We start from the raw sequence: 13,273 nt of genomic DNA, 5'->3' as shown, positions 1-13,273 counted from the left end.
CAACAAACAACCCCCTGCTGCCGTTCCCCTCTCATGTCTTCCAGTCTTCCGCTTTAAAGGAAAGCCTGACCCCAAGCATGGCCAACCCGGAAAGTTGAGTTAATCAAAGGCCATGGATGTTTTCCATTCCTTCCACACATTCCCGACCAGTTCAGGTCCGGGCTTGAGGGTCATCTTGCCCGGTTTCCAGCCGGAAGGGGTTGCTTCTGCGCCTTTGGTCGCCCTTACCAGCTGAAAGGCTTGAACCTGCCGCAATGTTTCATTTATATTTCGTCCCACGGGCGGGGTTAAGACCTCATACCCTTGAACAATACCATCCGGATCGATGATAAATCGTCCCCTCATTTCCACGCCGGCGTCTTGATCATAAACACCATACACCTTACCGACTCTCCCGCCGGCATCAGACAACATGGGAAATGGCACGCCCCCCTCTACCATTTTGGAAAGTTCTCGATCATCCCACATTTTGTGTACAAACATACTATCAACACTCATGGACAATACTTCCACTCCCAATGTCTGATATTCGGCGTATTTTTCAGCAACTGCTGAAATCTCAGTTGCTCAGACAAAAGTAAAATCCCCAGGATAAAAACAAAGAAGGACCCATTTACCCAGGTAATCTGATAATTTTATCGTATTAAACGTTCCGTTCTGATAACCGGGAGCCGTAAAATCCGGTGCTTTTTTTCCAACTTGCATCATTGGCCTGGTCTCCTTTTTCTGGGTTTGATTTTCAGTTGATTCCTCAGGGGATGGGTCTTCCACTGGTCCACCTGACGGACGTGCACATCCCGCCTTTAGTTTTTCTGCCATCGTCCCTCTCCTATAGTTGATGATTAGCCGTTGATGAAATGGTTACCCGTCGAATTTCTGACCCAATGCCTTCCCATATTGCTGACAGGCTTTCAGGCCTTCATCCGTTTCCATGATCGCTTCGGTTAGATTTAAAGGCCCCAGGTCCAGCACATCCATTTTAAAGACGTGCTGCATGGTGTCAAAAATCATGGGGGCGGATTCTCCACTATGGGTATGAGACCCAAAAGCGCCTCCCATCTTTCCGATTAAATTGGCTTTTTCAGCTAAAAAAAGAAATTGCTTCATTCCACTGGTCATATCTTTATGATAGGTTGGGCATCCGAAAAGATATCCGTCAAATCCGGACAAGTCCTTCTCATTTTTTAACGATGAAATTTTTGCAACTTTTGTTTCATTTCCAGACATTCGAATACCTTCTGCCAAATAGTTGGCCATTTTTTCAGTGGTACCGGCTCTGCTGGTATATGCTATCAATACTTTCTTCATGCTTTTTTCTCCTTATCATTAAGTGATTAAACGCCATGCACAACGGACCTTAAAACACAATTGATTTTCAGAGGATATCACTACAAGTTTTGTGCCACAAGAAAAACATCAGAATTTTGATGAGAATTTCTGATGTTAATCGTTCCAAATATCATTTTGATACAAATTTGTATTGCAGGTTGTGTCTCAGCGGCGCACAAGTGTTTGATACATCAAGAAGCGTTGAGTTCTTCTCTTAGAAGGGGGTCAGTTTTTCAATATTCTCCCGGGCAAAGGTTATGGATGGGTCAATTTTCAGGGCCATTTCATAGTATTTGACGGCCAGCTGATTTTCGCCCAGTTCCCTGTAATTTGAACCGATATTCGCATAGTTGATGGCAAGGGAAGGGTCTACCTCCAGGGCTGTTTCAAAACAGGTGATGGCGGTGTTATGCTGTTTCAGCATAAAATAGCAGACCCCCTGGGTATTTAACATATCCGGGCGCTGGGCATCAATTTCAAGTCCCTGTTGGCAGACCTTGATGGCCCGTTCATAGTGTTCAAGATCTTTTAGGCAGGCCCCCATATGGGAGCAGATATCGGGCATGTTCAGCCGTGCCGGATCCCGGTTCAATGCCGCCTCAAATTCCGTTAACGCGGTTTTGGGGTCATCCATCGCGCTGTGCATCAGGCCCTTGTAAAAACTGGTATAGTATTTGCCGGGCAAGGCCGTTTCCAGGTCGTCCAGACGGCACAGGGCCTGGACAGGATCAAAACTTTCCGTGATGAGTCGGGCAGAAAACATGCCCACACTGGCAGCAGCAGCTCTCTCCCGGAAATGTGCGCCGGGAATAATCGTATAAAAGGCCGGCACCTTGAGGTCATCATGCAGGGTGCTGATGGCAAGCACCTGATATCCCCGTTTATCCAGGGCATGGATCAGGTTTTCCACCTCGGTTTTAATGTTGTTACTGGAAAGATCGGGCAAGGCATCCATGTTGATTGTTTTTCCAGGATGGGTAATAAACCGGGCCGCTTCAATATTGGTAAATTTCGGCAGGCCGCTGGCCACATAATTGGAACCGGTGTTAAAATCTCCGGCAAGCTGGGCTGTTTCCGTAAGGGCACGGCTCATGGCTTTCTGGGGGTCCGGTGATGTTCCCGCCGTCCAGACAATCTCACTTAAATCCGGAAAGGTGGCAGGGTCCCAGGCAAGGACACCAATGGTGGAGATACCCGTGTCCAGAGAAAAATCTGATGCATAGACCTTTATCCCTTCTTTTTTAAAATTGTCCAGCATCTCAATGACCAGCGGGTCTGTGAACGAGGCAAGATTAATTTGGGGAACTTTCAAATTTCCATGGCTGATAATGGAAGAGGTATGCCGCTCGACCAGTTCGCAAATCCCCTGACTTAAGGCTTCTTCCGTGCAATTCCCTGCACTGGGACCATTGAATTCATTAATCATGTAGAACCAGTTAAAGGGAATCAGAACGGCTTGTTTTTTTGTCAGGTTATATCCGTTGGTCCATTTTAACGGCAGGTCATCAAAAATCGATTTTACCCGCATGGCATCTTCGGTGTTATCATGAACGGATTTTATGATCTGTTCATAGGCAAGGGCTTTTTCTCCCACTTGTTTCGGGGTTGAATAAAAAAAGTGATCTTCTTGTTTCATAAACGAAAAAAAACTAAATCGTTCTGCAAGCTCCATCACGGCACTGGCTTCGGATTGGTCAGGGGTCCCGCCTTTGCCCATCTGCTTTTTAGTTCCAATCACCTGCATGGCATCGGTGCCGCATTCACTGAAAAAAACCGGTATGCCCAGCCGTCCGTTATCAATCCTCTGGGTTCGGCTTAAAATATCAAGATTCAGGCGGCCTGTTTTCTGTTTAAACCTTGCCACCGTCTCTTCCGGAGACATGATTTTGTCCTGATCATAGGTATAGCCTTTAAAGGCATCGGTTAACTCGATCTTATAACTCATGCAGTGTCCTTAACAAATTCCTTATCTTTTATCCATCCGGTTGTCCATCTTATTTGACAACCCGTTCTATCTTATCTCCAACCTTAATGATGCCACCGTTGAGAACCTTAGCAAATACACCTTCTTTGGGCATAATGCAATCCCCGGTCCGATAAAAAATAGCACATTTTTGATGACACTCTTTTCCAATCTGGGTAATTTCCACAATCGCATCTTCCCCCAGGTTAAACTGTTGGCCAATGGGTTGTGTTTTCCAATCAATCCCGGTGGTTGCGATATTTTCAGCAAAATCCCCAAAGCTCAGTTTAAACGCCTCGCTGCTGGCATTTTCAATACTTTCCGACGCCAGAAAACTTAATTGCCTGTGCCAGTCACCCGCATGGGCATCATCTTTGATCCCGTGATTTTCTATGAGTTCCGCCTGTTGGATACATTTTTTGGTTGTCCCTTTTTTCCTGCTGACAGCAATGGAAACAATTTTCATTTTACCCCCTTGTTCTAGAGCGTGATGTCTGCTTATCCTTTGTGAAGAAAGGCATTTGTCAATCCCCCCTTTCACCCGTGTGTCCTTTTGTAAACCACTGTCCATATCCCAAAACAATACCACAATGTGGCAAGACCTGCAATGTGTTACTTCGGATCAGTAAACCATTGCATAGACCTGTCCCTTTTCTTTCCAGATATCGGTATGACAGCCTTTTGTATCGTTGCTGAACCGGCTGCCTTCAGCCATCTGAAAATCAAGGTGCCCATAGTCCAGAATAAACAGGGAACAAATTTTATCGTTTTTCTTATAAAAAAGATATGCTGTTTTGCATTTGCCGAGAACACAGCACCTTCCCCCCAGCAGGACATATCCCTGAGCCTTTAAATCAGGAAGAATAACTTTAAACTTGAGTTCCTGGCTCAGCATGGCCACGGCCTGTTCAATTTCATCCGCACCAAATGACAGGGTCATATCTCCTTTGAGATGCCTAACAATGGCTTTTTCACTCAATTGCTGAAGCGTTTGATAATGAGACGGCTTGTTAAACATCACCATGGATATTATTACCACCAGGGCAATACCAGCAGCAAAACCGACTATTTTATGCGGCGTCAGTCTAGTGGGATTTTTCACATGGTCAAGGCTCAATTCAATCTGTTCCGGCAGGCCCTTGGGGACTTCCTGCTGGTGAAAAGCCCGTATGATAGTCTCTTCAAGTTTTGAATCAATGGTATAAAGGTTTCTACAGCTGGCACACCCTTTCAGATGATCCAGCACATCAGGGTTTTCCTCATCCGTAAAAATATCTCGGGTTAAGAGCCAATGTTGAAAATCGTTACACTTCATTTTCTTTTAAGGGTACCGGTTGTCTTAAAATTAACATTTACTATATTATTCAATGACGTCATCTGTTTCAATAAAATAATCTTTACGCTTTCCCTTGCCCGTGTCAGTCTGGACATGACTGTACCAATGGGAATTTCCAGGGCATCTGCAATCTCTTTATACAACATTTCATCCATGTAATACAAAAGCAACACCTCTTTATATTTTATCGGCAATTGATTTATTGCCTCTTGAACCAGTTGCTGATTCATTGCTTTTTCAAGCATTTTTTCTGCCGTATCCACAGACAGACTGGTTTTTAAAAAATTTATGTAATCGATCTCTGACAGCTTTTGCCTACTTTTCTGTTTTTGATAATTTTTTAAAAAATTGTTTCTCAATATGGTTAACATCCAGGACTTACATTTTGATTTTTCCCTTAGTTGATGAAATTTATTAAAGGCCATCAAGTAAGTTTCCTGGACAATATCCTCTGCATCAAACACATTCCCGCAGTATCTAAGCGCTACATTGTATAACAGCTTCATGTGCGGATATGTAAGCGTTTTAAATTCTTTTCTGGATATGGTTTTTTTAAATATCATATGATCCTTTCCTGATGTTGCCTTTACATATACTAATCAGGTTATGGATCAATTCAATTGTTTGCATTTAATTTAAGGACAAAACATATTTGAATTTATGATGGGAAAATGTTTTTTTTTATTCCAAATCAGATGGATTCCTTTCGGCTCCAGGTAAAAACAACGGTACAGATAATTGAAAGCAAACGTCAAACAGAATGGCTTAAGTTTTCTTCGATCATGGGAATAAACTTTAAGTTGGCTTTTGGAAAGGCAAACGTGTCAAGCTCTTTGAGCCTGATCCATCTAAAATCAATGGGTCCGTTTAAATGAACGCTGCCGGAGACATAGGTACAATAGTAAATGTCCATTTGAATTTTAAAATGGGTATAGGCATGATGAACGGTTGTCAGGTGAGCGTCTGTTTGCACACAAATACCGGTTTCTTCTTGTATCTCCCGAATACAGGCCGAGGCAGCATCTTCTCCTGTTTTAAGCTTTCCCCCTGGAAATTCCCATAATCCACCCAACAGACCATCCAGTTTCCGCCGGGTGATCAGCATCTGACCTTTTTTTCGGACAATTCCTGCGGCAATATGGTAAGTGGGAACCTTTTTAGCCTTAACCCGCCGGGGGTATTCGTCCATTCTATCGGATAAAAAAGCTTTGCAGAACTGGGACACAGGGCAAACCGTGCATTGCGGATTTCTTGGGGTGCAGATCAATGCCCCCAGTTCCATCATGGCCTGGTTAAATGTCCCTGGATCTTTTTTCTCCAGCAAAAGGTCGGCATGACCTTTAAAATATTGATGGGAAGACGATTTGTTCACCGGATGCCTGAGGCAATACAGCCTTGCCAGAACCCGTTTGACATTGCCGTCCACAACCGCAAACGGATGGCCAAAGGCAATGCTCTGGACGGCGGCACCAATATAATCGCCTACACCGGGTAAGGTTTTAAATTGGGAAAAATCATCCGGTATGATCCCGTTCAAGTCCTTTGATATGCGCTTGGCGGCTTTATGAAAATTTCTGGCCCTGGCATAATATCCAAGCCCTTCCCACATTTTCAGGACCCTTTCAAGGTCCGCCTGTGCCAGCTCGTCAAGGGTGGGAAAGTGATGAATAAACTTATAAAAATACGAAATAACCGTTTTGACCTGGGTCTGTTGAAGCATGACCTCGGATATCCAGATACGGTACGGATCATTGCTTTCCCGCCAGGGCAGCTGTCGATGATGGGCCTGATACCATGTCACCAGTTTCTCTTGAAACCGGCAGATGTCTAAATCTGGGATAATCATTCTCCTAACATGATGCGGATGATCTCTTTATCGGTTTCACGCATGCCATCACGGCCAAGCCGGCCGATGCTGGCGATTGTGTTTTCAACCCCTTTTTTGACGATCCCGTCCCCGCCATAAAACTGTTGCCCTTTTTGATACATATGGAATCCTAAAATCCCCGCGTCAATGGCAGCAGCAATTTTAGCAGCACATGACGGTTTGGCACCATCACAGATGATCCCGGATACCGTTGCAAGGGCATTGACAATTGTGTGGGCGACTTCCACAAATCGGCCGCCATGAAGCCAGGTGATTCCAGCACCGGCACCCACACCGGCACTGACGGCCCCGCAATAGGCTGACAACCGTCCAATGCCGGTTTTCTGATGAATGGTAACCAGATTGGACACGACCAAGGCTCTATACAAAGCCTCTTTTTTAACACCCAGTTCTTTGGCATATTCAATCACAGGAACTGAAGCGGTGATTCCCTGATTCCCACTCCCTGATACGATCACAACCGGCAGTCCACATCCGCTCATTCTGGCATCAGATCCTGCAGCCGCCATTGCTTTCGCCCGTGTCTTTATGTCATCCCCCCAGATTTCAAGCAGGACGGAGCCAATATTGGCCCCCCAATCCCCCTTAAGACCTTCCGCTGCAATACGGGTATTGTATTCAATCTGGCGTTGCAGCAGATCCTCGACTTCAGATATGTCTACGGATTCGGAAAAGTCAAGAATATCTTTCACATTCATCATGGAACGATCGGTCAGGCCGGCAGTATTGATCTCATCACAGTCCTGATTCTGGAAAATGATTTCATCATCTTTTGTTATCAAGACGATGTTGGTATGAAAGTGGGAAATCTTCACACATGCTTTTGACTCTCCTTTAAAAACGGTAACACGCAAATCAAATGTCAAAGGGCTTGTTGATTTACAAACTGTTACGTCCCTGCTCTCAAGAAAATGTTTAATTTTCTTCCGCCCTTCATCATCCACAGAGGAGATAACCTCAAGCACCTTGTCTTCATCACCCGCCACAATCCCTGCAACCGCTGCAGCTTCAATACCCCTTAGGCTGCCCGTATTGGGAACGACCACACTTTTGACGTTTTTAATTATATTATCACTGGCTTCAATCACGACCCGGTCCGGCTGGATACCCAAGACCGCCCTGGCCCGGGCTGCAGCATACGCGACAGCAATAGGTTCTGTGCAGCCCATGGCCGGCACAAGCTCTTCATGCAATATGTCAAGATAGTCTCTATACCGGTTATCCGTGTTGTCCATATATATTCCTTTGCAAGGTTTAATTTTAAAATTTTAACCCGTTTAATAATAAATAACAAGAACAGACCGTTAGCATGGCCCCTTTTTCTCTCGCAACAGCGTCAGCCATTTGTGAAAAAGATGAATTAACCCTTGTAAATTCACTGTTTTCTTAAGATACTTTGAATATCATGGAAACCGCTCACAAAATTCAGACCCGACGATCTATTGAGTTTAAAAACTGGATAGTGTTGTCTTCCCAGGATTGGCCATGAAACTCAATATGAAATGTATTTTATTTTACCTGCTCCTGGCCGTTGTTGCCGGGATTGGTGTCCTTCACGCCCTTACCCCGGGGTACATGATTTTTTACCATGACACCTACCGTCGATTAAGCTATTTTCCCATTGCCATCGGTGCCATCCTGTACGGGTTGCGGGGAGGGATTTGTCTTGCGGTTCTGTCCTGCCTGGCATTTGTTCCGCATCTTTATATGTTCTGGGCAGCAGGGCCGCAAGCCTATTTCAGTGAATTGTCGGAAATTGTCTTTTACCTGGCAGCAGGCATTGTGATCGGCCTTATTTCCAGCAGGGAAACCAAATTAAGGGAAAAATATAAAACCCTTTCGGAAAAATTGACCGGATCATATCAACGCCTTCACGAACAGGCCTCCCAGCTGTTAGAAGCGGAAAAACAACTGGGGCAAAGCCAGATGCTTTCCATGCTGGGCCATGTGTCCGCTTCCCTGGCCCATGAAATAAAAAATCCGCTGGCTTCCATAAAAGGGGCTGCTGAAATCCTGGCGGATGAAGTATCCGAAGACCATCCAAAACATGAATTTATTAACATCATGCGCTCTGAAATTTCACGGCTGAATCATTCAGTGAACGATGTCCTGGAATATTGCCGGGGTCACCATCACAATGACAGCGGCCGGCAGGAATCCGTTGGGACGATTATCCGCCGGGTGGTCTCTTTGCTTGATGCCAGGATTAAGGAAAAAGCCATCCAGGTTTCCGTCAACCCGGCAACCAGCGGAAACCGGTTTTTGACAGATGAGGCCGCCATGATTCAAGTGTTGATGAATATCATTATCAATGCGATTGATGCGGTGGAAAAAAACGGCCGCATCATCATTGATTTTTGTCAACACGAAAACGGCGGCCTTATTCAAATTTCAGATGACGGCCCCGGTATAGACGAAAACCTTGTCCAGGAGGTGTTCCAGTCCTTTGTCACGTTCAAGGAAAACGGGACCGGCCTTGGACTTTCCATTTCAAAACGGGTGGTTGAACGCTTAGGGGGAACCATAACCATTGACCGAGCTACCCTGGGCGGTGCCCGCTTTTCAATATTTTTACCTGAAACCCCTTTTTCAAACAATGAAAGTATCCAACATGTCTGATGTAATCTTATTGATTGATGACGACCAAAGTCTTAGACGGTTAACAGAATACAATTTGGCCGCAAAAGGCTTTAATGTCGTTACAGCAGCGTCGGGAAAAGACGGCCTGGCATATTTCGAAACCCTTTCTCCGGACCTTGTGGTGACAGATGTTAAATTGGGGGATATGAACGGGCTTGAAATTCTCACACACATAAAAAAAGAGGCCCCGGATATCCCAGTGATTATCATGACGGCTTTCGGGTCCATTGAAATGGCCGTTCAGGCCATGAACAAGGGGGCGTTCAATTTTATCACCAAACCCTTTGACCGGGATACCCTGATTCTATCCTGTAAAAAGGCATTGGAACTGAGGGGATTACGGTTTAAAACCAAACTGCAGACCAATGAAATTAACCGCCTGACCGGTACCCAGGGGATCGTGTCTGCCAGTTCCGTCATGAAAGAATTGTTGAACACGGCATCCAGGGCAGCCAACAGTTCAGCAACGGTGTTAATCTCCGGTGAATCAGGCACAGGCAAAGAAGTGCTGGCAAGGCTGATACACCAGAACAGCCCGAAAAGCCAGGGGCCAATGGTGGCCATTAATTGTGCGGCCATTCCTGCCGGACTCATAGAGAGCGAGCTGTTCGGCCATGTGAAAGGATCTTTTACCGGCGCCATAAAGGACAGAAAAGGGCATTTCCAAACCGCTTCCGGCGGGACATTGTTCCTGGATGAAATCGGTGAACTGACGACGGATATCCAGGTAAAGCTGTTACGGGCCATCCAGGAGAAAGAAGTCCAGCCGGTGGGATCGGAAAGGGTGAGGCGTGTTGATATCCGAATTATTGCGGCCACCAATCTTGATCTTCAAAAAGAAATTACAGAAGGAACCTTCCGGGAAGATTTATATTACCGGCTGAGTGTCATCCCCCTTTTTATCCCCCCATTGAGGGAACGCACCGAAGATATCCCTGCCCTGGTAAACCATTTTTTAAAAAAATTTGATGCCCCCCGGGATGTTCTCTTCTCCCCCCAGGCCCTGGCGATACTGGAAGCCTATCAATGGCCAGGGAATATCCGGGAAATGCAGAATGTTGTTGAACGATGTATTATTTTAAGAAAGCATCGTGTGATTGGACCTGAAGACCTTCAATTCATTGTCAACAAGCCCTTGGCAGATATCCTTTCACCGGTAATACCCGATGACGGCATTGCTTTAGAGGATATTGAAAAAACTTATATTATAAAAGCCCTTGAAAAAGCGGATCAAAATCGTTCCCAGGCAGCCAGGTTGTTAAAAATACCCCGACACGTTCTTTTATACCGGCTGGAAAAGTATGGCCTTTAACCCTGTAGACTATTCCACACCTGCCTGGGGAATAGTCTTCAACTGCCTTTCTTTTCGCTGGCTTTTGCCGGGTGCACCTTTTAACGCGTTTCTGCGCTTTTCAGTACATTAGAATCCAATTTCATCAAACAGGACCTGTTGGCACAACTTTTGAATTATGGGAGTGTGTTGCCATAAAAAGAGATTCAAAAAAGGAGGGTTCTGTGAAGAAATCATTGTATATCATTTGGGGATCTGTTGTATTGGGCATGGTGTTACCGGCAGGGTGGGCATGGGCTGCCCCTCCCCAGATCAAACCGATAAATCGAGCAATTATAAAGATAGACAACCTGTCCTGTGGAAGCTGCTTTTCCATTATTGCTGACCGCCTTGCATCGTTGGAAGGGTATTCAGGATTTGGGGCCAATCTGTTCAGAAAATTAATTGCCATTGATTTCACGGCCCCGTTAACGGATGAAAAAATATCCCGGAAACTTTCTGAAATCGGGTATCCGGGAAAGCTGGAAACCATTGGTATTATTTCTCAAAAAGAATCCTTTGCTCATCTTGACTCCAGAAGAACCGGTTTTGCATCCAATGGCGGCCGTTGCTGCAGCAGGGAAGGTCCGCCCGGGAACAGCGGTGAAAATCGAGGTTCATCCCACCGGGTCACACCACCGGAGGATACCTGCTGCACCCTGCCGGGTATTTCGCCATCAACCCTTTAATCGATAAGGAAATCCCAATGACCATATTTCATAAAACAATCCTCCCCATCACCCTCCTGCTCGTACTATTGTTGGCGGGAACCACGGCATCTGCATTTTTTAGAAATAAATTTAAACTGTTAACCCCTTCAGAAGGGAATTTGTTGATTCCCATCAAAACGCTTAATGATGGGAAAGCCCATTATTTTCAGGTAAACGCCGATGATGGAACCCGGGTAGATTTTTTTCTGGTTCAAAGTGAAGATGGGGTGATCCGGGCCGCCATTGATTCCTGTGATGTCTGTTACCGATCCGGCAAAGGATATGTTCAGGACGGCAATGTCATGATTTGCACCAATTGCAACAGGCGGTTTGGCACGGAACGGATCAATGTGGTCAAAGGCGGATGTAATCCGGCACCGCTGGCACGAACAATAGCAGGGAAGATGCTGGTCATTTCCATGCAGGACATCAATACCAATGCCTGGTATTGCAAATTCAAATAAAAGGAAGTTTCCATGGCATATGATCCGGAAAAATATCGCGGAAAAAGAGAAAAAGTCCTGGGAATAAAAAAAAGAGGCTTGGGATTCGGCACCATTGCCATGGTCGTATCGTTGGTCATCCTCATGGGACTGAGTATTGCCACGGTTCCCCAGGCTGTGTCCTATATGACCACACGTCATCTGGAGGATGCGATTTTCAAGCTGGAATCGGCATCTGCCTGGCCCGCAAGCCTCATCGCAGAAATCAATACCCTTGATGGTGTAAAAAGTACTGATAATGGCAGGCATCCCCCCCGCCTTGTGGTCACATATGACCGCCGCCGGATAAAAATTGCCCATATCACAGCGGTGTTTGACCGGCAGGGCCTGACGGTAACCCTGCTCAATCAGGTCAACCATCGTCAACATCAAAACACCTTGAACCAGGAGGAGAAAGACCTTGAAACTCCATAATATCTCTTTGGGTAACATTCAACGCAGAAAAGGCAAAATGCTGTTCCTTGTCCTGGGACTTGTGATGGGTATTTCAACGGTTGTCACCCTTGTTTCCATCACAGAAAGCATGACTTGGAATATTGAACAGCGGCTCAACCAGTTTGGGGCCAATATTGTCATGGTCCCGAAAAGCGATCGCCTGTCACTCCATTACGGCGGGATCAATGTGGGGGGGGTCAACTACCAGGTTCGGGAATTTGACCAGAAAAAACTGTCAGACATCAGAACCATAAAAAACCATAAAAACCTTTCCATCATCGCCCCGAAAGTCCTGGGACCTGTCACGGTAAAAAACAAAACCGTTCTGTTGATGGGTGTCGTGTTTGAACAAGAACTGGCTTTGAAAACCTGGTGGCATAAAAGCGCAGGCAGGTTTCCCGAACGAGAGAATGACGTCATGCTGGGCTCCCGGGCGGCTGCCCTTTTGGGGTATAAGGTGGGAGATACCATCCGCCTTTCAGACCGTGCTTTTAACATCGCCGCTATTTTAAGGCCCACCGGGGCTTCTGAGGATGACGCCATTATGGTGAGCCTAATTGCCGGACAGACAGTTCTGGGAAAGGAAGGCAAGCTTTCAATGGTGGAGATATCCGCATTTTGCCAGGGTTGTCCCATTTCAGAAATGACATTGCAGATTGCAGAAAAATTTCCCCATGCAAAGGTGACCGCCATGAAACAAGCTGTCATGTCCAAAATGCAGTCCATTGAGATGTTTAAGTCTTTCAGCCTGGGGGTTTCCATTCTCGTCATTCTCATTGGTTCCCTACTGGTCATGGTCACCATGATGGGATCCGTCAACGAACGGACCAGGGAAATCGGAATTTTCAGGGCCATTGGGTTCAGAAGGGGGCATGTCATGCAGATTATTTTACTGGAAGCCTTATTGCTGGGGATCATTGGGGGCATAATGGGATTTGTTACCGGGAACCTGATGGCCTGCAGTCTCATTCCAATGGTGATCAAAGACGGCGTCTTTGCCGGAATCAATTCAACCCTTGGGATCGTCTCCCTGTTTATGGCCGTTGCCCTGAGCCTGCTGGCAAGTCTTTACCCGGCGGTTAAAGCCAGTAACATGGACCCCAGCGAAGCATTAAGAGCGCTTTAAAATAGGAAAACCA

General features: G+C 45.9%; 14 protein-coding genes. 6 read left to right on the top strand and 8 right to left on the bottom strand.

Annotation, left to right across the window (positions count from 1 at the left end):
* Nucleotides 1-99 precede the first annotated feature (99 nt).
* The 8 genes from prxU to Q1Q15_RS06785 form a co-directional block, all read right to left on the bottom strand.
* Nucleotides 100-819 (bottom strand): thioredoxin-dependent peroxiredoxin, encoded by a 720-nt coding sequence (gene prxU / locus Q1Q15_RS06820; RefSeq protein WP_300457909.1) that lies wholly within the window; start codon nt 817-819, stop codon nt 100-102.
* 42 nt (nt 820-861) lie between these two features.
* Nucleotides 862-1,308, bottom strand: coding sequence for a flavodoxin domain-containing protein (locus Q1Q15_RS06815; RefSeq protein ID WP_300457907.1), 447 nt, complete (start codon nt 1,306-1,308; stop codon nt 862-864).
* Between the two features lie 235 nt (nt 1,309-1,543).
* A complete protein-coding gene (locus Q1Q15_RS06810; RefSeq protein ID WP_300457905.1) occupies nt 1,544-3,274 on the bottom strand; it encodes a YcaO-like family protein in 1,731 nt (576 codons plus the stop codon).
* Between the two features lie 49 nt (nt 3,275-3,323).
* Nucleotides 3,324-3,758, bottom strand: a complete 435-nt coding sequence (locus Q1Q15_RS06805) for an MOSC domain-containing protein (RefSeq protein WP_300457903.1) — start codon at nt 3,756-3,758, stop codon at nt 3,324-3,326.
* A 156-nt stretch (nt 3,759-3,914) separates the two neighbouring features.
* Complete coding sequence (locus Q1Q15_RS06800; protein WP_363320885.1) at nt 3,915-4,538, bottom strand: hypothetical protein; 624 nt, start codon at nt 4,536-4,538, stop codon at nt 3,915-3,917.
* Nucleotides 4,539-4,603: 65 nt separating this feature from the next.
* Entirely contained in the window at nt 4,604-5,191 is a 588-nt protein-coding gene (locus Q1Q15_RS06795) for a sigma-70 family RNA polymerase sigma factor (protein ID WP_300457900.1), read from the bottom strand.
* Between the two features lie 188 nt (nt 5,192-5,379).
* Complete coding sequence (gene mutY, locus Q1Q15_RS06790) at nt 5,380-6,474, bottom strand: A/G-specific adenine glycosylase (protein WP_300457899.1); 1,095 nt, start codon at nt 6,472-6,474, stop codon at nt 5,380-5,382.
* Nucleotides 6,471-7,751 carry an L-serine ammonia-lyase, iron-sulfur-dependent, subunit alpha gene (locus tag Q1Q15_RS06785; RefSeq protein ID WP_300457898.1) on the bottom strand — a complete coding sequence of 427 codons (1,281 nt, stop codon included), beginning with the start codon at nt 7,749-7,751 and terminating at the stop codon, nt 6,471-6,473. The genes mutY and Q1Q15_RS06785 overlap by 4 nt, the downstream gene beginning before the upstream one ends.
* A 250-nt stretch (nt 7,752-8,001) precedes the next feature.
* Here Q1Q15_RS06785 and Q1Q15_RS06780 point away from each other — a divergent pair, with 250 nt between their 5' ends.
* The 6 genes from Q1Q15_RS06780 to Q1Q15_RS06755 all read left to right on the top strand — a co-directional run bounded on the left by Q1Q15_RS06780 (nt 8,002) and on the right by Q1Q15_RS06755 (nt 13,260).
* A complete protein-coding gene (locus Q1Q15_RS06780; protein WP_300457896.1) occupies nt 8,002-9,135 on the top strand; it encodes a HAMP domain-containing sensor histidine kinase in 1,134 nt (377 codons plus the stop codon).
* Nucleotides 9,128-10,468 carry a sigma-54 dependent transcriptional regulator gene (locus Q1Q15_RS06775; RefSeq protein ID WP_300457895.1) on the top strand — a complete coding sequence of 447 codons (1,341 nt, stop codon included), beginning with the start codon at nt 9,128-9,130 and terminating at the stop codon, nt 10,466-10,468. The genes Q1Q15_RS06780 and Q1Q15_RS06775 overlap by 8 nt, the downstream gene beginning before the upstream one ends.
* Before the next feature lie 203 nt (nt 10,469-10,671).
* Entirely contained in the window at nt 10,672-11,175 is a 504-nt protein-coding gene (locus Q1Q15_RS06770; protein ID WP_300457894.1) for a heavy-metal-associated domain-containing protein, read from the top strand.
* A 17-nt stretch (nt 11,176-11,192) separates the two neighbouring features.
* A complete protein-coding gene (locus Q1Q15_RS06765; RefSeq protein WP_300457893.1) occupies nt 11,193-11,660 on the top strand; it encodes a DUF2318 domain-containing protein in 468 nt (155 codons plus the stop codon).
* A gap of 12 nt (nt 11,661-11,672) precedes the next feature.
* Nucleotides 11,673-12,113 carry a hypothetical protein gene (locus tag Q1Q15_RS06760; protein WP_300457892.1) on the top strand — a complete coding sequence of 147 codons (441 nt, stop codon included), beginning with the start codon at nt 11,673-11,675 and terminating at the stop codon, nt 12,111-12,113.
* The gene (locus Q1Q15_RS06755) at nt 12,100-13,260 is read left to right on the top strand and encodes an FtsX-like permease family protein (protein ID WP_300457890.1); all 1,161 of its coding nucleotides are present in this window, start codon (nt 12,100-12,102) and stop codon (nt 13,258-13,260) included. The genes Q1Q15_RS06760 and Q1Q15_RS06755 overlap by 14 nt, the downstream gene beginning before the upstream one ends.
* Nucleotides 13,261-13,273: the final 13 nt, after the last annotated feature.

The sequence above is a fragment of the Desulfobacula sp. genome (assembly GCF_030145145.1).
Taxonomy (GTDB): Bacteria; Desulfobacterota; Desulfobacteria; order Desulfobacterales; family Desulfobacteraceae; genus Desulfobacula.
The sequence above is the reverse complement of the archived record's forward strand: the minus strand, read 5'-3'. Positions and strand labels throughout refer to the sequence as shown.